Origin of the sequence: Flavobacterium sp. 9R (genome assembly GCF_902506345.1) — a bacterium.
Lineage (GTDB): Bacteria > Bacteroidota > Bacteroidia > Flavobacteriales > Flavobacteriaceae > Flavobacterium.
This window is the reverse complement of record NZ_LR733413.1, coordinates 2,585,836-2,610,563: the sequence shown is the minus strand read 5'-3', so window position 1 is coordinate 2,610,563 and position 24,728 is coordinate 2,585,836. Positions and strand designations below refer to the sequence as shown.

At 33.6% G+C, this 24,728-nt stretch carries 19 protein-coding genes; 14 read left to right on the top strand and 5 right to left on the bottom strand.

The window, feature by feature from the left end; translation table 11 throughout:
- The first annotated feature begins 35 nt into the window (after window positions 1–35).
- From FLAVO9AF_RS11635 to FLAVO9AF_RS11620, 4 genes are all read left to right on the top strand, one after another.
- Window positions 36–2,075 (top strand): glutamine--tRNA ligase/YqeY domain fusion protein, encoded by a 2,040-nt coding sequence (locus FLAVO9AF_RS11635; RefSeq protein ID WP_159688784.1) that lies wholly within the window; start codon window positions 36–38, stop codon window positions 2,073–2,075.
- A 301-nt stretch (window positions 2,076–2,376) separates the two neighbouring features.
- Window positions 2,377–2,706, top strand: a complete 330-nt coding sequence (locus tag FLAVO9AF_RS11630; RefSeq protein ID WP_159688781.1) for a YtxH domain-containing protein — start codon at window positions 2,377–2,379, stop codon at window positions 2,704–2,706.
- A gap of 11 nt (window positions 2,707–2,717) precedes the next feature.
- Entirely contained in the window at window positions 2,718–3,068 is a 351-nt protein-coding gene (locus FLAVO9AF_RS11625) for a competence protein (protein ID WP_159688778.1), read from the top strand.
- Between the two features lie 2 nt (window positions 3,069–3,070).
- Entirely contained in the window at window positions 3,071–3,325 is a 255-nt protein-coding gene (locus tag FLAVO9AF_RS11620; RefSeq protein ID WP_159688775.1) for a DUF6327 family protein, read from the top strand.
- Window positions 3,326–3,340: 15 nt separating this feature from the next.
- Here the strand turns inward: FLAVO9AF_RS11620 and FLAVO9AF_RS11615 are convergent, their stop codons facing one another.
- Window positions 3,341–4,321, bottom strand: coding sequence for an SPFH domain-containing protein (locus FLAVO9AF_RS11615; protein ID WP_159688771.1), 981 nt, complete (start codon window positions 4,319–4,321; stop codon window positions 3,341–3,343).
- A gap of 90 nt (window positions 4,322–4,411) precedes the next feature.
- Window positions 4,412–5,926: a glutamate--tRNA ligase gene (gene gltX, locus FLAVO9AF_RS11610; RefSeq protein WP_159688768.1), complete on the bottom strand. Its 1,515-nt coding sequence runs from the start codon at window positions 5,924–5,926 to the stop codon at window positions 4,412–4,414.
- Between the two features lie 145 nt (window positions 5,927–6,071).
- Between gltX and FLAVO9AF_RS11605 the strand changes: the two genes are divergently transcribed.
- The 6 genes from FLAVO9AF_RS11605 (at window position 6,072) to FLAVO9AF_RS11580 (ending at window position 15,979) form a co-directional block, all read left to right on the top strand.
- The gene (locus FLAVO9AF_RS11605; protein ID WP_159688765.1) at window positions 6,072–9,368 is read left to right on the top strand and encodes a DUF4175 family protein; all 3,297 of its coding nucleotides are present in this window, start codon (window positions 6,072–6,074) and stop codon (window positions 9,366–9,368) included.
- Window positions 9,361–9,780 carry an rRNA maturation RNase YbeY gene (ybeY, locus tag FLAVO9AF_RS11600; protein ID WP_159688761.1) on the top strand — a complete coding sequence of 140 codons (420 nt, stop codon included), beginning with the start codon at window positions 9,361–9,363 and terminating at the stop codon, window positions 9,778–9,780. Before FLAVO9AF_RS11605 ends, ybeY begins: the two co-directional genes overlap by 8 nt.
- A gap of 144 nt (window positions 9,781–9,924) precedes the next feature.
- A complete protein-coding gene (gene mnmG, locus FLAVO9AF_RS11595) occupies window positions 9,925–11,796 on the top strand; it encodes a tRNA uridine-5-carboxymethylaminomethyl(34) synthesis enzyme MnmG (RefSeq protein WP_159688758.1) in 1,872 nt (623 codons plus the stop codon).
- A gap of 97 nt (window positions 11,797–11,893) precedes the next feature.
- On the top strand, window positions 11,894–12,742 hold the full coding sequence (locus FLAVO9AF_RS11590; RefSeq protein ID WP_159688755.1) for a bifunctional 2-polyprenyl-6-hydroxyphenol methylase/3-demethylubiquinol 3-O-methyltransferase UbiG: 849 nt from the start codon (window positions 11,894–11,896) through the stop codon (window positions 12,740–12,742).
- A 243-nt stretch (window positions 12,743–12,985) separates the two neighbouring features.
- Window positions 12,986–13,549 carry an OmpH family outer membrane protein gene (locus tag FLAVO9AF_RS11585; protein WP_159688752.1) on the top strand — a complete coding sequence of 188 codons (564 nt, stop codon included), beginning with the start codon at window positions 12,986–12,988 and terminating at the stop codon, window positions 13,547–13,549.
- A gap of 159 nt (window positions 13,550–13,708) precedes the next feature.
- Entirely contained in the window at window positions 13,709–15,979 is a 2,271-nt protein-coding gene (locus FLAVO9AF_RS11580) for a helix-turn-helix domain-containing protein (RefSeq protein WP_159688749.1), read from the top strand.
- A 47-nt stretch (window positions 15,980–16,026) separates the two neighbouring features.
- On the opposite strand, the gene FLAVO9AF_RS11575 is transcribed toward FLAVO9AF_RS11580, so the two are convergent.
- Window positions 16,027–17,019, bottom strand: a complete 993-nt coding sequence (locus tag FLAVO9AF_RS11575; RefSeq protein ID WP_159688746.1) for an SPOR domain-containing protein — start codon at window positions 17,017–17,019, stop codon at window positions 16,027–16,029.
- A gap of 220 nt (window positions 17,020–17,239) precedes the next feature.
- Between FLAVO9AF_RS11575 and dprA the strand changes: the two genes are divergently transcribed.
- The 4 genes from dprA (at window position 17,240) to FLAVO9AF_RS11555 (ending at window position 23,217) form a co-directional block, all read left to right on the top strand.
- Window positions 17,240–18,340 carry a DNA-processing protein DprA gene (gene dprA, locus FLAVO9AF_RS11570; RefSeq protein WP_159688741.1) on the top strand — a complete coding sequence of 367 codons (1,101 nt, stop codon included), beginning with the start codon at window positions 17,240–17,242 and terminating at the stop codon, window positions 18,338–18,340.
- A 178-nt stretch (window positions 18,341–18,518) separates the two neighbouring features.
- Window positions 18,519–19,376, top strand: coding sequence for an MBL fold metallo-hydrolase (locus tag FLAVO9AF_RS11565; RefSeq protein ID WP_159688738.1), 858 nt, complete (start codon window positions 18,519–18,521; stop codon window positions 19,374–19,376).
- Window positions 19,377–19,512: 136 nt separating this feature from the next.
- Window positions 19,513–21,108: a S8 family peptidase gene (locus FLAVO9AF_RS11560; protein ID WP_159688735.1), complete on the top strand. Its 1,596-nt coding sequence runs from the start codon at window positions 19,513–19,515 to the stop codon at window positions 21,106–21,108.
- A gap of 234 nt (window positions 21,109–21,342) precedes the next feature.
- Window positions 21,343–23,217, top strand: a complete 1,875-nt coding sequence (locus FLAVO9AF_RS11555) for a M1 family metallopeptidase (protein WP_159688732.1) — start codon at window positions 21,343–21,345, stop codon at window positions 23,215–23,217.
- A 340-nt stretch (window positions 23,218–23,557) separates the two neighbouring features.
- Here the strand turns inward: FLAVO9AF_RS11555 and FLAVO9AF_RS11550 are convergent, their stop codons facing one another.
- Window positions 23,558–23,857, bottom strand: coding sequence for a helix-turn-helix domain-containing protein (locus FLAVO9AF_RS11550; protein ID WP_159688729.1), 300 nt, complete (start codon window positions 23,855–23,857; stop codon window positions 23,558–23,560).
- Window positions 23,858–24,049: 192 nt separating this feature from the next.
- Window positions 24,050–24,679, bottom strand: coding sequence for a hypothetical protein (locus tag FLAVO9AF_RS11545; protein WP_159688725.1), 630 nt, complete (start codon window positions 24,677–24,679; stop codon window positions 24,050–24,052).
- Between the last annotated feature and the right edge of the window lie 49 nt (window positions 24,680–24,728).

Genomic DNA, 24,728 nt, shown 5'->3' with positions numbered 1-24,728 from the left:
AATTTTGATAACTTTGCCGTTCAAATTTCAATATAATGGCTGCAGAAGAAAAATCACTTCATTTTATAGAACAAATCATTGAAGATAGTATTGCTAATGGTTTTCCTAAAGAGCAATTACGCTTCCGTTTTCCACCCGAACCTAATGGTTATTTACACATTGGCCATGCCAAATCTATTTGTCTCAATTTTGGTTTAGGTTTAAAATATAATGCCCCAGTTAATCTTCGATTTGATGATACGAATCCTGCAAAAGAAGAGCAAGAATACGTAGATGCTATCAAAGAAGATATAAAATGGTTAGGTTTTAATTGGTCTGAAGAATTGTATTCTTCTGATTATTTTCAGCAATTGTATGATTGGGCTATTGTTTTGATTAAGAAAGGAAAAGCTTATGTAGATAGCCAAACTTCTGAAGAAATGGCCGCTCAAAAAGGAACTCCAACGCAACCTGGTGTTGATGGACCTTATAGAAATCGTACGATTGAAGAAAATCTTCAGTTATTTGAAGGCATGAAAAATGGTGATTTTCCGGAAGGAAGTCATGTTTTGAGAGCCAAAATAGACATGGCTTCTACTAATATGTTGATGCGTGATCCATTGATGTACAGAATTTTACATCGCCATCATCATCGTACAGGTAATGACTGGAATATTTACCCTATGTATGATTATGCTCATGGTGAAAGCGATTATTTGGAACAAATTTCTCACTCTATTTGTACTTTGGAATTTGTAATGCATCGTGAATTGTATGACTGGTTTTTGGATCAAATTTATGATACCAATAAAGTAAGACCTCATCAATATGAATTTGCTCGTTTGAACTTGAATTATACCGTTATGAGCAAACGAAAATTATTACAATTGGTTCAAGATAAAGTAGTTAATGGTTGGGATGATCCAAGAATGCCTACTATTTCAGGTTTACGTAGAAGAGGGTATACCGCTGCTTCTATTCGTAAATTTTGTGATACTATAGGTGTTGCTAAACGTGAAAACATCATTGATATTTCTTTATTAGACTTCTGTTTACGAGAAGATTTGAATAAAAAAGCACCTAGAGTAATGGCTGTTTTGGATCCTGTTAAATTGGTTATTACCAATTATCCAGAAGACAAAGTAGAATGGTTAGACGCTGAAAATAATCAAGAAGATGAAACTGCTGGTTTTAGAAAAGTTCCTTTCTCACGTGAATTATACATTGAAAAAGAAGATTTTCTTGAAGTGGCTCCAGCTAAATTTTTCAGATTAAGCATTGGTAATGAAGTACGTTTAAAAAATGGTTATATTATTAAGGGTGAGTCTGTTGTTAAGAATTCTGACGGTTCGATAAAAGAAATCCACGTTACTTATGACACGGATTCTTTGAGTGGAAGTGGGAGTGAAGCCAGCAAACGTAAAGTAGCTGGAACGCTTCATTGGGTTGCTATTAATCACGCTATTGAAGCAGAAGTTCGTTTGTATGATCGTTTATTTACCGATGAAGCACCTGATAGTCATAAAGAGAAAAGTTTCTTAGAATTTGTAAATCCTTCTTCTTTGCAAATTGTAACTGGTTTTGTAGAACCAAGTTTACAAGAAGCAGTTTCTGGTACGCATTATCAATTCCAAAGATTGGGTTATTTTTCTGTTGATAAAGATGCAACTGCAACAAAATTAGTGTTTAACAAAACAGTTGGTTTGAAAGATGCTTGGGAAGAGAAAGACAAAAAAGAAGCAAATCTTTTGATGAATACTCAAAAAGAAATTAACAAATACGTAAAAGAAAAAGATAATAATGTAGCTTCTACTTTGCTAGCTTCCATTGTTAATAATATTGAAAGTATTGATAATTATAGTTTATTGACTCAAACAGTAACCAAGAACATCAAAAATGATAATAATGCATTATTGTTTTCTAATTTAATTTTGAAATATTCAAATAAAGTATCTTTTAAAGATATAGAATCTGAAGCGTTACAAAAATTGTATACGATGTCTCTAAAAAGTCAATCTACTTTGGTTCGTGAAATCGTTATTCATAATTTACAGAATGATGTTGTTCATTTGAATCAATTTCAAACTTTAATTTAAGATTTTAAAGTATAAGTTTTTATTATAGAAAGCATCCTTTATTGGGATGCTTTTTTATTATTAATAATTTCTATTGTTTTATGTTAAATAATTAATTTTTATTATTAAAAATGACTTTCATAAATTAATTTTAAGACATTTTTTTTATTTCTTCGACTCAATTTATGTCTTTTAAATTTTCTTTAAAATAGAGGCTTTATTTTAATTTTAACTACCCTTTTTAATAGTTTTACACGTTATTAACTTTGTTTTGTTAATAAAGTAGTATCTTTATATTTAATAACACTAATTTTTAAGTATCATGGCAAGTAACACTGGAAATACCATTTTAGCACTTTTAACAGGAGCTGCTATTGGAGCAGGAATCGGAATTTTATTTGCTCCCGACAAAGGAACTAATACAAGAAGAAAAATTCGTGAAGGAGTTGATGAAGCTAAAGAAAATTTAAATGAAAAGTTTTCTGAGGTTTCTGAAAAAATTGTTGAAAAGGCTTTTTTAACAAAAGACAATTTCGATGAAAATTTCGAAAATTTTGTTTCTACTGCAAGTCATAAAACTGAAGACTTGATTACATTACTAGAAGAAAAATTGGCAGCTCTAAAATTAAAGAATGCTAAATTTCAAAAATAATTCTTTCTATTATGGCATTAGACGAACTTAAAGAAAAGACAGAAGACATTCAAGAGCAACTCCAAGCATATATAGAAAGCAATGCTGCTTACTACAAACTTTGGGGCTTCAAAGTAACTATGAAGTCCACAACCATGATTCTGAAGTTTTCGTTGATACTTCTATGTTTCTCAATGGTTATGTTATTTTGTTCTATTGCAGCCGCTTTAGCCATTGGTAAGTATTTAGATAATAATGCTTTAGGTTTCTTAGCTGTTGGCTCTTTTTATCTTTTGATAACTTTTGGTTTGTTTTTGATTAAAGATAAAATTGTCGAAGGACCTATTTTAGAGAAGTTTTCAGAAATCTTTTTTAACGATTAATTATGGAACCAAAAAAATATTCATCTTATGCAGATATTGATCGTGATTTAGAAATTCTGAAAATAGAAAAAGAAATCCATTATCAAAAATTACTATTGAGTGTTCAAAAGACCAAAGAGAGTTTTGAACCGCAGAATATAATTAATAGTTATTTAGGTTCTTTTAAAACCACCATTTCAAAAAATTACGTTCAAATCATACAAACAGCCATTCCCTATATTATTGGTTGGTTTATAAATAGAAAAAGAGGCCGCTAAGCCTCTTTTTTTTGATTATACTTCTTCTGAATTTGGTTCTTGAGTTTCTTCAGGTGGTTGCGGTTTAACAATTTCTTTTGGTTTAATACGTTCTGTTTTTTTCATCATTTCTCCAACTTGATTGGAAGCTGAGAACGAAGCTACCATATTATTTAGCATATCGCTTCCTGCTTGTGGTGAATTTGGCAACAAAATCAAATTAGAATTTGTATCAGCACCAATGGCTTGTAAAGTATCATAATGTTGCGTAACTACTATAAGTGCTGATGCTTCTTGTGAATTGATTCCCACTTTGTTTAAAACATCCACACTTTCTACTAAACCTCGTGCGATTTCTCTACGTTGATCTGCAATACCTTGTCCTTGTAATTTTTTACTTTCTGCTTCAGCTTGTGCTTTTGCTACAATTCGGATACGTGATGCTTCGGCTTCAAATTCTGCTACTGTTTTTTCTCTATCTGCTGCATTGATTCTGTTCATGGCATTTTTTACTTGAATATCAGGATCAATATCTGTAACCAATGTATTGATAATTGTGTATCCATAAGTTGTCATAGCTTCGTTCAGCTCTCTTTTTACGGCAATAGCAATGTCATCTTTTCTTTCAAAAACATCATCTAGTTTTAGTTTAGGAACTTCGGCGCGAACAACATCAAATACATAGGATGTTATTTGATCATGTGGAAATTCTAGTTTATAAAATGCATCATAAACTGTTTCTTTTACCACCATAAATTGAACAGATACTTTTAGTTTAACGAATACATTATCCTTTGTTTTAGTTTCAATGATAACATCTAGTTGTTGAATTTTTAGATTTACACGACCTGCAATTCTATCAATTAATGGAATTTTTAGTTGCAAACCAGATTGTCTTATACTGTGGAATTTTCCAAAGCGTTCAACAATAATACTAGTTTGTTGTTTCACAGTAAAAAAGGAAGACAATAAAATTAATAATCCGAAGACTAGTAACACAATTAAAATAGGATTCATAATTCTTTTTTTAAGATTAGTTACTGTTTATACGTAAGAATACTTTTAATGTTACAAAAAAAAATAGCTCTCCATTTGGAGAGCTATTTTTTACAAAGTTTTAATTGCATTTTGTATTCTTTTTATGGTTTCTTCTTTTCCAATTAGTTCTACAATATCGAATAGGTGAGGACCTTTTAATGCACCAACTAAACTTAATCGGAAAGGTTGCATAATTTTCCCCATTCCAATTTCATTTTCTGTCATCCAATCTTTTACGGTTGTTTCGATTGTATTGGAGGTAAAATCTTTTATATTTTCCAAGATTTTTATTAATTCAAGCATTAATCCTGGTGTTTCTTCCTTCCAATTTTTTGCTGCTTTTTCATCATATTGATCAGGGGCTTCAAAAAAGAAAACACTTAAATCCCAAAATTCATTTACGAAATGAGCTCTTTCTTTGATTAAAGAAACAATTCTGGTCAATTTATTGATTTCTATTTCTTCAATTTTTCCAGTATTCTCAGCAACAATTAGTTGAAATTGTTTCGCTAATTTTTCATCACATTTTTGGATCAAATATTGGTGATTGAACCATTTGTTTTTCTCAGGATCAAATTTTGCACCTGCTTTATGTACCCTTTTTAAATCAAAAGTTGCAGCTAATTCCTCTAAACTAAATAATTCCTTTTCGGTTCCGTCATTCCATCCCAATAACGCTAAAAAATTGACAACAGCTTCTGGGAAAAATCCTTTTTCTCTGTATCCTGATGATATTCCTTCTTCTGTTTTCCATTCTAATGGAAACACAGGAAAGCCCATTTTATCACCATCTCTTTTAGATAATTTACCATTTCCAATTGGTTTTAGAATTAATGGTAAATGTGCAAATTCTGGAGCTTCCCATCCAAAGGCACGGTACAACATAACATGTAACGGCATTGATGGTAGCCATTCTTCACCTCTAATTACGTGTGACGTTTCCATTAAATGATCATCTACAATGTTTGCTAAATGATAGGTTGGCATTCCATCACTTTTAAAAAGTACTTTATCATCCAATAGACTAGTTTCAAATTTTACATCACCACGAATACTATCTTTTAGATGTAATGTTTCATCTATCGGTGTTTTAAAACGTATAACAAAATCTTCTTTGTCAGCTATTCTTTTTTCTGTTTCTTCTTTTGATATAACTAGAGATGTATCCAGTTTTTCACGAATAGTATGATTGTATATAAATGTTTTACCTTCAGCTTCGTATTGTTTCCTTATCGTATCTAATGCTTCTGCAGTATCAAAAGCATAATAGGCATTACCTGATGCTATTAATTGATCAGCATATTGTTTGTACAATTCTTTTCTTTCGCTTTGTCTGTAGGGTCCAAATTTTTCGTTTTTTCCAACGGTTTCTTCTGGCGCAATTCCTAACCAGTCAAGTGCTTCCATTATATATTCTTCCGCACCTTCAACAAAACGTGTTTGATCTGTATCTTCTATTCTCAAATAGAAAGTTCCATTATTTTTTTTTGCAAATAAGTAGTTAAAAAGGGCAGTTCTTACACCACCAATATGTAATGGTCCTGTTGGACTTGGTGCAAACCGCACGCGTACTGGTTTTGACATTTTTTCAATATTTTTTTGCAAATATACGATTTTAGTCTCCTTTATGATTTTACATGAGCTATATACCATGTTTTTGATGGTCTTTTAACTTTGTAATTCATATAAAATTGTACTTTTATAGGTTATATCATCAATTTTAATTATTGTGAATACATCTACTATCATATATCAAAAATTAGAAGCTTTTATAAAGAAGTTTTACACTAATGAACTTTTGCGTGGAACATTATTATTCATTGGTTTTGGTCTTTTGTATTTCTTATTTACGCTTTTTATCGAATACTTTTTATGGTTGCAACCAGCGGCTAGAACGTTTTTGTTTTGGACATTTATCCTTGTTGAAGTTTATTTGCTAACTCGTTTTATTGCATTTCCAATTTTTAAACTTTTTAAGTTGAAAGAAGGAATTTCTTACCTTGAGGCATCTAAGATTATTGGTAGTCATTTCCCAGAGGTGAGTGATAAACTACTTAATTTTCTCCAGTTATCACAGAATTCAAACGCTGGTTCAGAACTTTTATATGCTTCAATTGAACAAAAGTCTCAAAATTTAGCACCTATTCCATTTGGTAGAGCTATAAACTTTGGTGAGAATAAGCGTTATCTTCCTATAGCTTTAATTCCTTTAGTTTTCCTTTTACTTTTTTTTATTTCTGGCAACAGTAGCGTTATTTCTCAAAGTTTAAATCGTGTTATTCACTACAAGGCATCATTTATTAAGCCCGCACCTTTTAATTTAGTTATTCTTAATCCTAATTTGGTTGTACAACAGAATAGTGATTTTGTTCTGAAAGTTAAAGCGGAAGGCTCAATTTTACCTGAAAATATTCTTCTTTTTATAGGGGATGAAAGTTATTTTATGGAGAACAATGGCTCGGGTATTTTTCAATACAAAATCAATTCCCCTTCAGAAACAGTCTTTTTTCATCTAGAGGCTAATACTGTTATTTCACCCGATTATGAGTTAAATGTCGTTTCTGTGCCTACAATTTCTAGTTTTGAAATGAAGTTAACTTTTCCCAATTACTTAAAAAGAAAAACGCAAATAATCAAGGGTACTGGTAATGCGGTTATACCCGAAGGAACTCTAGTGGAATGGAAAATTATTGGTTCTTCAACTGAATCTATAGTTTTTAATTCAAATAAAATGTCATCAAAATTTGTAGCTAATGATAATTCTTTTGTTTTTGCAAAAAAAATAAATCAAAATACAGAATATCAAGTAATTACATCTAATAGTAATCTTAAAAACTTCGAAAAATTACAATATCAGATAGCTATAGTAAAAGACCAGTTTCCTTCCATAGATGTACAACAAGCTCCCGACAGTCTTAAGGTTGATAAGAGTTTCTTTATTGGTAAAATTGCAGATGATTATGGCTTTTCTAAACTTCAAATTGTTTATTATGAAAAAGGAAAACCTGCTACTGCCACACGTGGAACATTAACTACTAATACAGGAGTTTTTGATCAATTTGTTTTTTCTTTTCCTGGTAATTTAAAAGTTAATCAAGGTGTTGCTTATGATTTTTACTTTGAGATTTTTGATAATGATATACTTCATAATTTTAAAAGTGTTCGTTCTTCTGTTTTTAGTAATCGTATAAGTACTGAAATTGAACAGCAGGATGCTTTGATTGAGAATCAAAATTCTAATTTGAATAGTTTAGCAAAAACGCTAAAGAATCAGTCTAAACAATTTTCTGATATTGATAAGCTAAATAAATCAGATAAAGAGAAGAAAGATTTAGAGTTTAAGGACCAACAAATGATCAATGATTTCATCAAAAAACAAGAAGCACAAGATCAGTTGATGAAAAATTTTTCTGAAAAAATCAAAGAAAATTTAAATCAAGATAAGAAGGATGCTAATGACAAAACCAAAGAATCTTTAGAAAAAAGATTAGATAAAGTTACGGATGCTTTAGATAAGAATAAAAAGTTATTAGACGAATTAAAAGAATTAAATGATAAACTATATAAGGAAGAACTTCAAGATAAATTACAGCAATTTAAGCAATCTAGTAAGAATCAAGTAAAGACTTTAGAGCAATTAGTCGAATTGACTAAGCGTTATTATGTTGATAAAAAAGCTAATCAATTGGCTGATAAATTAGAGAAATTATCAGAAGATCAAAAAAAAATATCAGAAGAACAAGATGGTAATACACTTAAAGAGCAGGATAAAATCAATGATGAATTTAAATCAATTGAAGAGCAATTGAATGAATTAACTAAAGATAATAATGCCTTAAAATCTCCGCTAGATTTACCTAATACTAAAGAGTTAGAAAATAGGATTCAAAATGACCTTAATAACGCCAAGGAGCAGTTAAGTAAAAAGAACCCATCTAAAGCAAAAGATTCTCAAAAGAATGCTTCCCAGAATTTGAAGAAAATGAGTCAATCACTTAAACAAGCTATGGAAGGGGGAGAGCAGGAACAATTGCAAGAAGATGTTAAAATGCTACGTCAAGTTCTAGATAATTTATTGGCATTTTCAAATTCTCAGGAAGACGTTATGAAGCAATTTAAAGCCACCAAAGTTGGTTCTGCTACTTATAACAAATATTTAAAAACGCAGCAAACTCTAAAAACGCAATTCAAGCATGTTGATGATTCTTTATTTGCTATGTCATTGCGTAATGCTAAAATTGCTGAGGATGTTACAAAAGAAATCGGTAATGTTCAGTATAATATAGATAATGCAATTGATAAATTAGGAAACGGCATAGTATCTAAAGGTATTTCTCATCAACAATTTAGTGTTGCATCTGCTAATAAACTTGCGGATTTTTTAAGTGAAATTCTTCATAATATGCAAATGGATCTTTCTGGTATGAGTAGTGGAAATCCAAAACCTGGACAAGGTAAAGGTATGCAGCTTCCTGATATTATTTCCAAACAAAAAGGTCTTGGTGAAAAAATGAAGCAACAAATGAAGGGTGAGGGTAAGCCTGGTGAGGGTAACTCTAAACCTTCTTCCAGTGGTAGTAATTCTAAGCAAGGTGAGGAGGGCTCAAGTGGGGAAGGTGATGCAAAATCTATTTTAGAAATCTATAGAGAGCAAAAACAATTGCGTGATGCATTGCAAAAAGAGTTGAATAAAAACGGCATCAATGGTGCGGGACAAAATGCATTAGAACAAATGAAACAGATAGAAAAGCAATTATTGAACAAGGGTTTTAAGAATGAAGTATTACAACGTATTCTAAATCTCAACCACGAATTGCTTAAACTTGATAATGCTTTACAACAGCAGGGTCAAGACACAAAACGTCAATCTGAAACTAATCTTAAGTCTTTTTCTAACCCTGTTAAACAGCTGCCAACTAACTTACTTCAATTTATAAATAGTATAGAAATATTAAACAGACAATCACTACCTTTGCGCTCCAATTTTAACCAAAAGGTTCAAGAATATTTTAATAAAAATGATTGATTTTAATTACGAACTAGAGTTTACTCTAGATGATGAAGCGGTTTATGCTTCTTGGCTTACAAAGGTTATAGAGTCTGAAAACAAAAAGTTGGGTGAAATTAATTACATTTTTTGTGATGACGAATATTTACTTGCTATAAATGTTGAGTATTTAAATCACGACACTTTAACGGATATTATTAGTTTTGACTATTCATTAGGCAATGAATTGAATGGTGATATTTTTATTTCTATTGAAAGAGTTAGAGATAATGCTAATGATTTTAATGTTTCATTTACTGAAGAATTGAAACGCGTTATGGTTCATGGTGTTTTACACTACTGCGGATATAAAGACAAATCGGAGTCCGATGAATTTTTAATGCGTCAAAAGGAAGATGAAAAAATACAACTGTTTCACGTGGAACAGTAATTTATAAGCTCTCTTTTATGTTTCACGTGAAACATTTTTTAAGTATGTTTTTTTGTTTGTTCCACGTGGAACTCTAACACGGGTTTTATTTGTAACTGAAGTATAGTTTCACGTGGAACATTTATAGATTTTAATTTTAGTTTTATGTTTTTAAATGAGTATGATGTTATTGTGGTTGGTGCAGGACACGCAGGTTCTGAAGCTGCTGCTGCCGCCGCAAATTTAGGTTCTTCGACTTTATTGGTTACAATGAGTCTTCAAAACATTGCTCAGATGTCTTGTAATCCCGCTATGGGTGGAATTGCGAAAGGTCAGATTGTTCGTGAAATTGATGCTCTTGGTGGATATTCTGGGATAGTTTCTGATCGTACTGCAATTCAATTTAAAATGTTGAACAAATCAAAAGGTCCAGCAATGTGGTCACCACGTGTTCAAAGTGACCGTATGCGTTTTGCTGAAGAATGGAGAATGATGTTAGAAGGTACTCCTAATCTTGATTTTTATCAAGAAATGGTTAGTGGGCTTATTATTGAAAATGGTCGTATAAAAGGAATTAAAACTTCACTTGGTGTAGAGATTCGTTCTAAAGCAGTTGTTTTAACTAATGGTACTTTTTTAAATGGTTTAATTCATATTGGAGAAAAACAATTTGGTGGTGGTAGAGCAGGGGAAAGTGCTGCTTATGGTATAACCGAAGATTTGGTAAAAGTAGGTTTTGAATCTGGAAGAATGAAAACAGGTACACCGCCAAGAGTTGATGGTCGTTCCTTGGATTACTCAAAAATGAATGAAGAAAAAGGGGATGCACGTCCTGATAAATTTTCTTATTCTGATGTGACTTCTCCGCTTACTCATCAGCGTTCTTGTTTTATGACATATACTTCAAATGAGGTGCATTCTATTTTGAGAGAAGGTTTTGACCGTTCGCCAATGTTTAACGGACGTATTAAAAGTTTAGGTCCTCGTTATTGCCCTTCTATAGAAGATAAAATAAATCGTTTTGCGGATAAAGAGCGTCATCAACTTTTTATTGAACCAGAAGGGTGGAATACTTGTGAAGTTTATGTAAATGGTTTTTCTACATCTTTACCCGAGGATATTCAATTTAAAGCATTGCGTTCCGTTGTAGGTTTTGAAAACGTAAAATTTTTTAGACCTGGTTATGCTATCGAGTACGATTATTTTCCACCAACTCAGTTAAAGCATACTTTAGAAACAAAATTAATCGAAGGTTTATATTTTGCTGGTCAAATTAATGGAACGACCGGTTATGAAGAAGCTGCTTCGCAAGGATTGATGGCTGGTATCAATGCGCATTTGAAAATTAATGAAAAAAAGTCATTAATTTTGAAACGTGATGAAGCGTATATTGGTGTTCTTATAGATGATTTAATTACCAAAGGAACTGAAGAGCCTTATCGTATGTTTACTTCTAGAGCAGAGTATAGAACTTTATTGCGTCAAGACAATGCAGATTTTAGACTTACTCCTTTATCTTATGAGATTGGTTTAGCTTCTGAGAAAAGATTGCGTAGAATGGAGCACAAGTTAAATGAATCGGAAAAAATGGTTTCCTTTTTCAAAGAAACGAGTGTTACTGTTGCTGAAGCAAATCCAATTTTAGAATCCAAAGGAACTGCTTTGATTTCTCAAGGGGATAAAATGTTCAAAGTATTTTCACGTCCACAGATTGATTTAGAAGATATTTTAAAATTTGAAAAAGTGCAGCAATACGTTCAGGATAATAATCTAGACCAAGAAATTTTAGAACAAGCAGAAATACAAGTTAAATATTCTGGTTACATCGAAAAAGAACGTAATAATGCAGATAAATTAACCCGTTTGGAAGAAGTAAAGATTCCTGAAAATTTTGATTATTCTAAAATTAAATCAATGTCTATTGAAGCAAGACAAAAGCTGAGCAAGATACGTCCAGTAACGATTTCTCAGGCATCACGTATTAGTGGAGTGTCTCCTAGTGATATATCTGTGCTTTTAATCTATATGGGCAGATAAAATTTTTAATCGAATTGTTCCACGTGAAACTTAAATAAAATAATATTGGCATTACTCTTTTCGAGTAGTGCCTTTTTTAGCAATTAATCAACCTCAAATGAATTTAACTGATAAAAAACATTTTCTTACCGTAAAAGATTATTCCGTTTCCCAAGAAATTTTTGATTTGCATCACGATGCAACTTTGGATATGTTAGTTACCTATCCACAACCAGAATTGGATAAATTAGGAAGGTACTACGAAAGTGTAGATTATATTTCGCATACTGACTCAAAACGCAGTTTATTTGAAAAAGCCTATCATTTTGTAAAAGGTATTGCTTTGAAAAATAAATTAGAATTAATCAATACAGAGCAAACTTCAAAAGGTCAGCTTTTGGATATTGGTGCTGGTACAGGTGATTTTTTGTTAGTAGCCAAAAATAATGGCTGGAATACGACAGGTATCGAACCAAGTGAGAAAGCTAAAGCCATAGCAATTACAAAAGGAATTTCTTTTGTACCCGATACATCTTCTTTAGCTTCTCATAGTTTTGATTGTATTACTATGTGGCATGTATTAGAACACGTACCTGATTTAGATTTTCAAATAAAAGAATTAAAGCGATTATTGAAACCTACTGGAACTTTAATTGTTGCTGTACCCAATTTCAAATCCTATGATGCCAATCACTACCAACAGTTTTGGGCAGCTTATGATGTACCCATTCATTTTTGGCATTTTTCGAAAAAAGCTATCGAAATACTTTTTCAAAAAGAAAATATGAAATTGAAAAGAGTACTTCCAATGAAGTTTGATTCATTTTATGTGAGTCTATTATCAGAAAAATATAAAACGGGAAAAATGAATTATTTTTCAGCTTTTTTTGTTGGATTGCGTTCTAATTGGAAAGCAAGACGCACAAATGAGTATTCTTCGTTAATTTATGTGCTAAAAAACAAGTAGAATCTATTTTTAAGCTTTTTTAGCCACGATTTTAATAGAAAACAGTCTATTTGGTCGTTTTTTTTAAAACGCGCCTTATTTTTAATTTATGAAAGTCATTTTTTATCAAGTATTCTTATTGTATTTAAGGCTTTAATAATAAAAATTGATGTTGTTAATTTTGTTCATTTTTTAAACTTTATGTCGCTACTAACTATTTTTTTATATTTTTGTCAAACATCTTAAAATAATAAATTAACTCAAATGAAAAAATCATTACTTATCCTTGCACTAGCAATTTCTATCGTGTCTTGTGATAAAAAAGCAGAAGTAAAAGAAGTAAAAACGGCGTATGTAGATACTTCTGAATTAATGAAGGAATATACAGAGGCAAAAGACCTTGAAGCTAAATACAAAGCACAAGCACAAGAGAAAGGTCGTCAATTAGAAGCTGAAATTAATCGTTTCAAACAAGAAGCTTCCAATTTTCAAGCTCAAGCACAAGCAAATGGTCAAGAATGGGCTCAAAAGAAAGGTGCTGAATTGCAAAAAAGAGAGCAACAGTTAGGTTATGCTCAACAAGCATTGTCTCAGCAGTTGCAAATGGAAAGTGGTAAAGAGATGGATTCATTAGTTAGTGGTGTAAAGAAATTTATAAAGGCTTACGGTAAAGAAAAAGGATACGCTTACATCTACGGTACAGGCGATGCTGCTTCAATTTTGTACGCGGAAGATAAATTTGATATTACTAAAGATATTATCAAAGCTTTAAATGAAAAATATAAAGCTTCTGGTTCTACTAAAGAAAAAGAAGAAACAAAGAAATAAGCTTTTTTAGCTATTGAAAAGCCTTCATCTATTAAAGATTGAAGGCTTTTTTTTTACTTTTTATGGAGTGATTTCAAGATACTTATTTCTATTTTTTTGATTAAAGTTTATTTGATGCTCTCTATTTTTATATTATTTTAGTTTTTTATTATACGCCTTATGAAAACTTTATCACCAGCTGCTGCTTATACGTTGCAATTTATCAACCAAACCAATCGTTCTATTTTTTTGACAGGGAAGGCAGGTACTGGAAAAACTACTTTGTTAAAAGAGATTATTAAAACGACTCATAAAAACACAGTTGTTGTAGCTCCTACAGGTATCGCTGCTTTAAACGCAAATGGAGTAACTATTCACTCTATGTTTCAATTGCCTTTCGGTGCTTTCATACCAGACCATTCTGACCCACAGTTCTTTGAAAGCACTAAGTTTGAAACCAAGTCCACGCTTAAACGCCATTTTAAGATGAATGGTGTCAAGAAAGCGGTTATTCGCAATATGGAATTGCTTATAATCGACGAGGTGAGTATGTTACGTGCTGATTTATTGGATGCAATGGACTTTATGATGCAGACTGTTCGTAAAAATTCATTTCCTTTTGGTGGGGTGCAAATATTATTTATAGGAGATTTACTACAATTACCTCCTGTTGTTAAAGATGAAGAATGGCGTATTTTGCGTAATCATTATAGAGGAAAATTCTTTTTTCACGCTCAAGTTTTAGTCCAATTTCCGCCTTTGTATATTGAGTTGTCACATATTTACAGACAAACAGATGAGCGATTCATTACGGTTTTGAATCATTTGAGAAATAATCAAATCACTAATCAAGATATTGCTACTCTAAATCAATTTGTTAAGCCCGATTTTGATTTGAAAGAGAATAAAGGTTTTATTTGTTTGACCACTCATAATGCTAAAGCAGATACGATTAATACGGAATCCTTAAAAGAATTAGCAGGGAAATTATATCGTTTTTATCCTGAAATAACTGGAGATTTCCCCGAAAAAATTTATCCTCTAGATTCGCAGTTAGAATTAAAAGTGGGTGCACAAATTATGTTTGTTAAAAATGATTTATCTTTTGATAAACAATATTTTAACGGTAAAATGGGAACTATTGCCTCTTTGACCGAGAAAGAAATTAGGGTACATTTTCCAGAGGAGAACAAAACAATAGACGTTGAAAAGTACGAATGGCAAAACATCCGTTATCAAGTAGATCCTCTTACCAAGGAGATTCAGGAAGAAGTTTTGGGTACTTTTGTTCAGTATCCCATCAAATTGGCTTGGGCAATTACAGTGCATAAAAGCCAAGGTTTAACTTTTGACAAAGCTGCAATTGATGTATCGCAAGTTTTTTTACCCGGACAAGCATATGTGGCATTATCTCGTTTACGTTCCTTAGAAGGGCTTATTTTGCTTTCTCAGCTACGAATGAATGGTATTTCTAGCGATCAAGATGTGATGGAGTATGCTCAAAACAAAGCTAGTGATACGTATTTGCAATCTGCATTACATTTTGAAACCAAACATTTTATTTTAGACTATTTGTGTACGACCTTCAATTGGAAGGAATTAGCACAAGAATGGCGCAATCATCGATTTAGTTACGCAGAGGTTTCTGATTCTTCTCTTAAATCTAAGAATGCAAATTGGGCAAAGGAACAAGCTGATACTATGGAACAGCTATTAGAGCCTGCGTCTAAATTTATTTTGCAATTGCAAAAACTATTCGCAAATGAAACGGTCGACCTCAATCTTATTTTACAACGTATCAATGCCGCATTCGATTATTTTTGGAAGCCAATGGATGCAATGGTAGAATCACTACTTTGGAAATTGCAAGAAACACAGTATAGTAAGAAATCCAAAGGTTATTTTGAGGAATTATCCCTTTTGGAAGAATTACAGACCAAAGCAGTTCTTAGATTGATGAAAGCTCAACTTTTAGTCACAACGGTAGTTGCTGGCGAAGCTATTTCAAAAGAAAAGTTATCCTCTCCCGAAATAAAAAATTATTTGTCCCATAAAATTGAAAAAGTAAAAAATGCTTTTAATGAACAATATGCCAATTTAATTGAAGAGGAAACATCTGTTATACGCTATAAATCAAAGGATATAGGAACCAAAAAACAAAAGAAAAATACCGTTGAAGAAACCTATGCTTTGTGGTTAGAAAGTAAAACCATAACAGAAATAGCGCTTCTTCGAATGTTGACAAAAGAAACTATTTTGTCGCATTTAACTAAGCTAATAACGCAACAAAAAATAAAAATAGAAGCTGTTTTATCAGAGGATAAACTCAAAGCACTTTCGGAAGCTTTTTACGGTTATAGTGAAGAAACATTGGCACCTCTAAAAGAAAAATACGGTGAAACCTTCACTTGGGAGGAACTTCGAATGTTTAAGGCGAGTTTAAATAGCTGATTTACAAAAAAAACCTATTCGTTTGTGAATAGGTTTTTTTTATTTATTTATAAAGATTGAATTAAAATCCAAGCATCAGGATTATGGTCTTCTATGATTTCTTTTTGAGCTTTTTGAGCTTCGGCAAACGTAGCATAGCTTCCATAAACAACGGGGTAAAGACCATTTTTGTTCTCTGGAATTCTTTTGGCATCATAGCCTAATTTTTTTAATTCTCTAAGTTCTTTATTGGCATTAACTTCACTTCTGTAAGCTCCTGCCATAATGTGATATTTAAACGAAACTACTTCTTTTTTCGGATTCGTTTTAACTGACAATGTTACTGTTGGGATTGGGCTTTCTATAAAAAAAGTAGCTTCTTGTATTTTGTTTTGCACTTTCTTTTGTACAGATGTCTCTACCAAAAGAGTAGCATCTTCTATTTGTTTTTGGTAAATGCTATACCCAACACTAGAAGTGATACCCAAACCTAATACAAAGATTGCTGCATAACGTAAAAACGGGTAACGTTGTCCTTTTGTAACTTCTTCTTCCTCTTCTTCAGGAGATAAAGTAAGTGTATGTTTAATTATCGGTTCTTCAACCAAAGTTTTAGCTTCTACTGCTTTTTCGAACAGCTCTCTTTTAACCATTGGAGAAACAAACGGACTAAGTCCAAATGAACTAGTCAAGTAATTGTTGCTATCTTCGGCAGTAAAGACCAAGTTAGCATCAGCGTTCAAACGAAAAGTACCAATGTTTTTGAAAGAAAGAACACCGTGTGTCTCTAACCTTTTTTTCCAATTAAATACTTCAAATTGAATGGCACTTACGGCATAATCGTAAGAAGTCTTTTCCGCTTGAGCGATGTGATGCGCTAGTAATCCATCATTGTTTTTTAAATTCGCATTAAACGAAATCATTTTTTTGGGCGGAAAAAAAGACGTGCTACTTTCATGCAATTGAGCAGACTGTGTTTCAGTTAAAAAAGCACCAAAACCCGGTACAGCTACACATTGGTAACGGTACAAAAGCTGAGAGATGTATTGTTCGATTTTCATAGTAACAAAGTTAGCCAACCAAAATAGTTATCAAAATTTTATTCACAATTTTTATTAACAAATTCCATTAAAATTTATATATTTCACTTTCAATAACTTATTACATTTGAATCAGCGATAGTTCCATTTGATTCCTCTTAAAAAAAAAATTTTTTGAGGATGTTTTTTGGTTTATTTCTGTTCAATTTTTTTCTATACGCCAAAATTTTAAAGTAAAAGCATGACCAATCAAGATTTATTTTTTCTGCTAGCCCTGCAGCGTGTTGAAGGGGTTGGCGATATAGTTGCTAAGAAATTACTACAACATTTAGGTACAGCCGAAGCCGTTTTCAAAGCAAAACCACAGCAATTGGCTGCTATTGATGGAATAGGAGCGACCCTCATTAAAAATTTAAAAGACCCAACCGTATTTTCGAAAGCACAAGCGGAACTCGATTACCTTCTTAAAAATCAGATAAATGTTTCGTTTTTTCAAGACAAAAATTATCCAGAATCTTTAAAACAATGTGTTGATGGTCCACTACTTTTGTTCAGTACAGGCGAACAAGATTGGAACAATAAAAAAATGATTAGCATTGTTGGTACGCGTCAAATCACCGCCTATGGTACCGAATTTTGCAAACAATTCATCTCCGATTTGGCTCCTTTAAATCCAGTAATCATTAGCGGATTTGCTTACGGTGTAGATATAGTGGCGCACCAAGCAGCAATGGATCATGGTCTTCAAACTATTGGAGTCTTGGCACATGGGATGCAACATATTTATCCCAAAAACCATAAAAAACACATGGTCAAAATGGAACAAAATGGCGGATTTATCTCCGAATTTTGGAGTACAACACCACCAGATAAAGAAAACTTTGTCCGTCGCAATCGCATTGTAGCCGGTATGGCTCAGGCAACTATCGTCATAGAGTCTGCCGAACGTGGGGGTTCATTAATCACCGCTCAAATGGCCAACGATTATAATCGTGACGTATTTGCGGTTCCGGGTCGATCAACCGATAAGTATTCATTAGGTTGCAACAATCTTATCAAAACTCAAAAAGCTGCAATGCTTACCAGCGCTGCCGATTTAATATATAATCTCAATTGGGATATACAAACCAATCCAAAAGCCATTCAAAAACAACTCTTTGTGGCTTTAGAGCCCGATGAACAAAAAATCTACGATTACCTTTTACAATCCGGCAAAGAAATGCTCGATAATATTGCAATAGATTGTCAATTGCCTACTTTCAAACTTTCGAGTTTACTCTTAAATATGGAACTCAAAGGGGTCATTCGTCCTTTACCAGGGAAATTGTTTGAGGCGATTTAGTTATGATTTTTTATATGGGCGTGCCCCTACGTAAAAACTTCGGGTCGGGCTGTACGTTCCCGCTTCCCGATGAAAAATCGGGAGAGCTCCACTGCCATCCCTCACGCAAATCCCTATCTTAACTTATAATTTTCATTTTTCTTCACAATAAATCATACTTTTGAAATAAAAATCAAAAATGAAGTTATACGCTATAGAAACAGGAAATTTTAAGCTTGACGGAGGCGCTATGTTTGGCGTGGTGCCCAAAACCATTTGGAACAAAACCAATCCCGCCGATGCTAATAATTTGATAGACATTGCCGCACGTTGTTTGTTAATCGATGAAGGCAATCGCTTGATTTTGATAGATACTGGAATGGGAAACAAACAATCCGAAAAGTTTTTTGGGTATTATTCGCTTTGGGGCAGTCATTCTTTGGACGCTTCCTTGGCAAAGCATGGATTCCATCGCGATGATATTACCGATGTTTTTATGACCCATTTACATTTTGACCATTGCGGAGGAAGCATTCAATGGAATAAAGAGAGAACAGGCTATGAACCCGCCTTCAAAAACGCTAAATTTTGGACCAACGAAAACCATTGGCAATGGGCCACACAACCCAATGCGCGTGAAAAAGCCTCTTTTCTGTCCGAAAATATTTTGCCCATGCAAGAAAGCGGTCAGCTTCATTTTATCCAACGTCCAGAAGGTGATTTTGGTGTATCAACCGAAATGGGTTTTGACATTTTCTACGCCGACGGCCACACCGAAAAACAAATGCTGCCCCATATTTCATACAACGGAAAGACCATCGTTTTTTGTGCCGATTTGCTAGCTACTGCAGGTCATATTCCGCTGCCATATGTGATGGGTTACGACACCCGCCCGTTGTTGACTATGCCTGAGAAAAACAAAGTACTCACCGCAGCTGCTGACCACAACCACTTTTTGTTCTTAGAACACGATGCCCATAACGAAATCATTACGGTACAACACACCGAAAAAGGCGTTCGTTTAAAAAATGTTTTTAAATGTGAAGAGGTGTTGTAAAAACAAACGCCTATCAATAAAGAGGGTTTGAAATAGATGCAAGTTGCTTTTCTCACAAAAAACAGTTAACAATTGCACGCTATCTAATTCACTTCTCTTATTTTTGGAAAGAAAAACTAATTCTAATACTTCATCAATGAAAAAAATGAAATATACCCAATGGGCTTTGGCAGTTGCTTTGGCCTTTTGTTTATCAGGGAACGCACAGACATTTACCGGTAAAAAAGGAAAATTAACCGAGAAAGAATTGCAACGTTGGTCGCATTTAGATTTGGGGAAAGACAGCATACCTGGGATGAGCGTCGACAAAATGTATGCGGAATTAATCAAAGATAAAAAAGGAAAAAAAGTCATTGTGGGAATCATCGATTCTGGAGTGGATATCGAGCACGAAGACCTGAAATCAGTGCTTTGGACCAACAAAAAAGAAATTGCTGGCAACGGTATTGACGATGACAAGAATGGGTTTATTGACGATGTACACGGATGGAATTTCTTGGGCAACGATTTGCACGAAACCTTAGAAATGACGCGTGTTGTCAAAAAAGGTGACGATGGTTCAGCTACTTACAAGCAAGCCAAAGCAGCCTATGATAAAAAATATGCTGAGGCGATGCAAGGTAAGCAACAAGTTGATTTTATTATCAATGTTGATAAAGTCGTGCAAAAACACCTTCAAAAAGAGGTATATACGCTAGATGAAGTAAAAGCTATTACGACTACAGAGCCTGAGTTGACCAATGCGAAAGCCGTGATGACTCAAATTTTGACCAATGCTGGAGCAGACTTTAAAGGGCAAATCGAAGAATACCGTAAGTATGTCTACGATCAATTGAACTACAATTTGAATTTGGAGTTAGACGGACGTAAAGCGGTTGGCGACAATCCAGACGACATCAAAAACACCAAATACGGTAACAATATTGTTTTTGGTCCAGACAAAGAAGAGGCTTTACACGGGACTCACGTTGCGGGGATTGTTGCACAATCACGAAACAACAATTTAGGTGGAGATGGAATTGCCAACAATGTTGAGATTATGACCATTCGTGCCGTTCCAGATGGAGATGAATATGATAAAGACATTGCTTTGGCTATTCGTTATGCGGTAGACAATGGAGCGAAAGTCATTAACGGAAGTTTTGGAAAAAGTTTCTCACCACACAAGCAATGGGTGTATGACGCTATCAAATATGCTGAGAAAAAGGATGTGCTTTTTGTACACGCAGCGGGTAATGATGGACTTAATATAGATTTAGCCGAAAATGCTAATTTCCCAAATGATTCAGACGATAATAAAATAGAATTTGCTTCGAATGTAATCACGGTTGGCGCTTTAAACTATAACTATGGCGAAGGAGTAATTGCTTCTTTTTCAAATTATGGCGCTTTCAATGTAGACGTTTTTGCTCCAGGTGAAGAAATCTATGCTACCATCCCGAATAACAAATACAAATATTTGCAAGGAACTTCAATGGCTTCTCCAAATGTAGCGGGTGTAGCGGCAATGATTCGTTCTTATTTCCCAAAATTATCAGCCAAACAAGTAAAACAAATTTTGATGAGTTCTGGAACACCATTACCATCAAAAGTAGTTGTTGGCGAAAAGAAAGAATTGAAAAACGCTACCGAAGTAGGCAAATCGGCTTCAATGATTAATGCCTATAATGCTTTTAAAATGGCAGAGCAATTGAGTAAAAATCCAAAAGCAAAACTGAAAATCCAAGGATAAAACCTTGTTATGAATAATAATAAACCGTTGGTGAATTTCAAATAAATTATAACCACATAGAAACATAGGTCAAAGCTAATTAAACAAAGAAGGAATAGAAATAGTTTTATTTCGCACATAGATGGCTATGTGAATAGTAAAACGTCTATTTTCATTCTATTAAAAACTATAAACCCTATGTCTCTATGTGGTAAAAAAAAGTTTCACTTAACGGGTCATAATAAATAAAAAAGTATGAAAAAAATAGTTTTAGTCTCCTTTTTATTATCCGTTTTTGGATGGCTTTCGGCTCAAAACACTAGCTATTGGCAACAGCACGTCGATTACAAAATGGAGGTGTCAATGGATGTCAAAACCTATCAATACAAAGGCAAACAAGAATTGGTGTACACCAATAATTCGCCTGAGACCTTGACTAGAGTTTTCTATCATTTGTATCCCAATGCTTTTTCACCTGGAAGCGAAATGGATGCGAGAATCCAAAGCATCAAAGATCCTGATGCGCGTATGGTGCACAAAGCCACGGTAAATGGAGTGGAAACCAAACAAAGCCGCATCAAAGATTTGAAACCCAACGAAATTGGTTTTTTGCATATTGCTAATTTTAAACAAGATGGAGTAGCGGCTTCGGCGAAAGAAGTTGGAACGATACTCGAAGTTACTTTGGCTAAGCCTTTATTACCAGGCGCAAAAACGATTTTCACTCTAGATTTTGAAGGACAAGTTCCCGTTCAAATTCGTCGTTCTGGGCGCAATAACAAAGAAGGTGTTGAATTATCGATGACGCAATGGTACCCAAAAATGGCCGAATTCGATTTTGAAGGTTGGCATGCCGATCCGTATATCGCTCGTGAATTTCACGGTGTTTGGGGTAATTTTGATGTGAAAATTACGATTGACAAGGCCTACGTTTTGGGCGGATCGGGTTACTTGCAAAACAAAAACAACATTGGTTATGGCTACCAAGATGCTGGTGTTACGGTGCCAGTCAACAAAAAAGCAAAAACGCTGACTTGGCATTTTTATGCTCCAGACGTGCACGATTTTACTTGGGCTGCCGACAAAGACTATTTGCACGATGTGATAAAAGGACCGAACAATGTCGATTTACACTTTTTGTACAAAAACAATCCAAAGATAATTGCCAATTGGAAAGCCTTGCAACCCAAAACCGCAAAGCTAATGGAAATCTATAATGAAACCGTTGGCAACTATCCTTACAAGCAATATTCTGTAATTCAGGGAGGCGACGGCGGAATGGAGTACGCAATGTGCACTTTGATTTTAGGCGAAGGAACTTTCGAAGGTTTATTAGGAGTTACGGGTCACGAAATGGCGCATTCTTGGTTCCAACACGTTTTGGCGTCTAACGAATCTAAACACGGATGGATGGACGAAGGATTCACCTCGTTTTTGGAAGATTTTGGTCTGAATGCCATTTCCGATAAGCCCGTTGAAAATCCTTTTATTAATGCTTACAAAGGTTACCTTGCTATGGCCAATTCTGGTGAAGAGCAGCCTCAAAGCACGCACGCCGATCGTTTCGACAAAAACCGTTGGTACAGCATTACCTCTTACAGCAAAGGCGAAGTTTTCTTAACGCAATTGGGTTATTTGATTGGGAAAGACAACCTATTGAAAACCCTAAAAAAGTACTACCAAGACTTTCAATTCAAACATCCAACGCCAAATGATATCAAAAGAAGCGCAGAACGCATTTCTGGCGCCAATTTGGACTGGTATTTGACCGACTGGACCCAAACCACCAACACGATTGATTACGCCATAAAAGACGCCAAAGACGCCTCCGGAAAAACCGTGGTGACGTTAGAACGTATCGGGCGTATGCCAATGCCTATCGATTTGTATGTAGAATACACCGATGGCACTACCGAAAGCTTCTACATTCCGTTGCGAATGATGAGTTTTGAAAAAGAAAATCCAACGCCAGCCATCAAAAGAACGGTGGCCAAAGATTGGGCTTGGGCGTATCCCACCTATGAATTAATGATTGGCAAACCCAAGTCAGCCATCAAAAAAATCACCATCGATCCTAGTGGTTTACTAGCCGATGTAAAACCCGCCAACAACATTTTGGAACTGAAATAATTTTTTCGAAATATCTTAAAAAGTCTAGTGAAAGCTAGACTTTTTTTATTTAACCCTGTCAGAGTTCAAAACTCTGACAGGGTTGAAGAAGGGACTACCATTTGACTACGAATTCGTGCCCATTCGTGTTTATTTTTTTTGGAGCAGCACTTCTTTGCGTACCACACGAGTTGTCCCGCTTTCCGTTATAATCTTATGCCCCGAACCCCGGGCCATAAGGATTTCCACTACAATCGGGTCTAGGTGAGAATGTTTTGTTTTCATAATAAAACAGCACTATCGTTTTAATACTATATGCTGTTCTCCTTCGCTAGAGCGATGTCTTTGTCTTAAAGTTTTTTTATAAAAAAGTGAACCCAATTCGTTTATTCAACCCAATTTCGAAAATTCTGATTAGTGTGGAGAGCTGAATGTTTCCTTTTCCATTTTCAATTCTCGAAATGTAGCTTTTCTTGGTACCTGTTTTTGCAGCAAGCTCTTCTTGTGTGATTTTGGCTTCTCTTCTGGCTTCTTTGAGCATTTCACTAATGATAAACATCTGAGATTTTTCTTCGTAAGTATTTCTGCTTTCTGTACCAATTTTTCCGTGTTCAACTTCAATAAGTTGATCAAAAGTTTGAATGTTTTTATACTCTTTCATAGTTATTCGTTTTTCTGTTGAAAAAATTCCTAAATAGTTATAGTAGAATTATGTTCAACAGCTAGCGCGATGCCTCTGGCTCGTGCGCACAAAGATAAATATTTCAGATTTGTCTCGAGAATGTTGAAGTTTATAAACTATTTTTATATTGGGTACGAGCGTGACGCTCGCACTAACGGGGAATAAAAGAGATTATTTAGAGTTATTTTTTTTATGATATGGATGAGCTCCTGTTTTTTTTTCCAATTCTTCAATACGTTTTTTTTGCTCTTTCATTACATATTTTATTTCTTGTAGTTCTTTATCGGATTGCATTTTTAATATTGTAAATTTAGCTGTTAATGATAATACAGCAACCAATAGAGCTAATACAGGTATAACAATTTGAACAAAAAGTTTAAACCAATTAATAATTATGTCTTCATTTTTTTTTAAATACTTTTTATTTGAGAATGAAGAAACACCATTTTCATTTATAAAACATCCATTTACAGAAAGAGAAAAAGAAATTATTTCATCATTTTTGTATAACTCAGAAAGAATTAACTCTCTTTCTGTACTAGTAACTTTTAAAAAACGGTCAATTTCATCTAAACTTAAACCTATTTCATTTGCGTCTATTCTAGCATTTCTAACATCAATTTTAGTATTGCGTTTTTCTACTAATTTCTTTAGAATGAAATGTCTTTTTCTGTTAAAATGCATCTTTTTTTTATATTTATTAATCTTATTGCCAAGTTGTTTATAGTCTAAATAGACCTTGTATATACATCCATAATCAGGGAGCCAAGCAAAGCTTAATCTTGTTTTATGTTCTTTCAAATATATTCAATTATTCCTACAAAACATAATCAAACTATTTATTTTATAG

Coding starts and splice junctions, on each gene's coding strand:
- FLAVO9AF_RS11550 (WP_159688729.1), bottom strand. CDS start 23,857: ATGAAAGAGTATAAAAACATTCAAACTTTTGATCAACTTATTGAAGTT.
- mnmG (WP_159688758.1), top strand. CDS start 9,925: ATGTTTTTAAATGAGTATGATGTTATTGTGGTTGGTGCAGGACACGCA.
- FLAVO9AF_RS11635 (WP_159688784.1), top strand. CDS start 36: ATGGCTGCAGAAGAAAAATCACTTCATTTTATAGAACAAATCATTGAA.
- gltX (WP_159688768.1), bottom strand. CDS start 5,926: ATGTCAAAACCAGTACGCGTGCGGTTTGCACCAAGTCCAACAGGACCA.
- FLAVO9AF_RS11565 (WP_159688738.1), top strand. CDS start 18,519: ATGAAGTTATACGCTATAGAAACAGGAAATTTTAAGCTTGACGGAGGC.
- dprA (WP_159688741.1), top strand. CDS start 17,240: ATGACCAATCAAGATTTATTTTTTCTGCTAGCCCTGCAGCGTGTTGAA.
- FLAVO9AF_RS11575 (WP_159688746.1), bottom strand. CDS start 17,019: ATGAAAATCGAACAATACATCTCTCAGCTTTTGTACCGTTACCAATGT.
- FLAVO9AF_RS11630 (WP_159688781.1), top strand. CDS start 2,377: ATGGCAAGTAACACTGGAAATACCATTTTAGCACTTTTAACAGGAGCT.
- FLAVO9AF_RS11555 (WP_159688732.1), top strand. CDS start 21,343: ATGAAAAAAATAGTTTTAGTCTCCTTTTTATTATCCGTTTTTGGATGG.
- FLAVO9AF_RS11615 (WP_159688771.1), bottom strand. CDS start 4,321: ATGAATCCTATTTTAATTGTGTTACTAGTCTTCGGATTATTAATTTTA.
- ybeY (WP_159688761.1), top strand. CDS start 9,361: ATGATTGATTTTAATTACGAACTAGAGTTTACTCTAGATGATGAAGCG.
- FLAVO9AF_RS11625 (WP_159688778.1), top strand. CDS start 2,718: ATGGCATTAGACGAACTTAAAGAAAAGACAGAAGACATTCAAGAGCAA.
- FLAVO9AF_RS11585 (WP_159688752.1), top strand. CDS start 12,986: ATGAAAAAATCATTACTTATCCTTGCACTAGCAATTTCTATCGTGTCT.
- FLAVO9AF_RS11590 (WP_159688755.1), top strand. CDS start 11,894: ATGAATTTAACTGATAAAAAACATTTTCTTACCGTAAAAGATTATTCC.
- FLAVO9AF_RS11560 (WP_159688735.1), top strand. CDS start 19,513: ATGAAAAAAATGAAATATACCCAATGGGCTTTGGCAGTTGCTTTGGCC.
- FLAVO9AF_RS11580 (WP_159688749.1), top strand. CDS start 13,709: ATGAAAACTTTATCACCAGCTGCTGCTTATACGTTGCAATTTATCAAC.
- FLAVO9AF_RS11620 (WP_159688775.1), top strand. CDS start 3,071: ATGGAACCAAAAAAATATTCATCTTATGCAGATATTGATCGTGATTTA.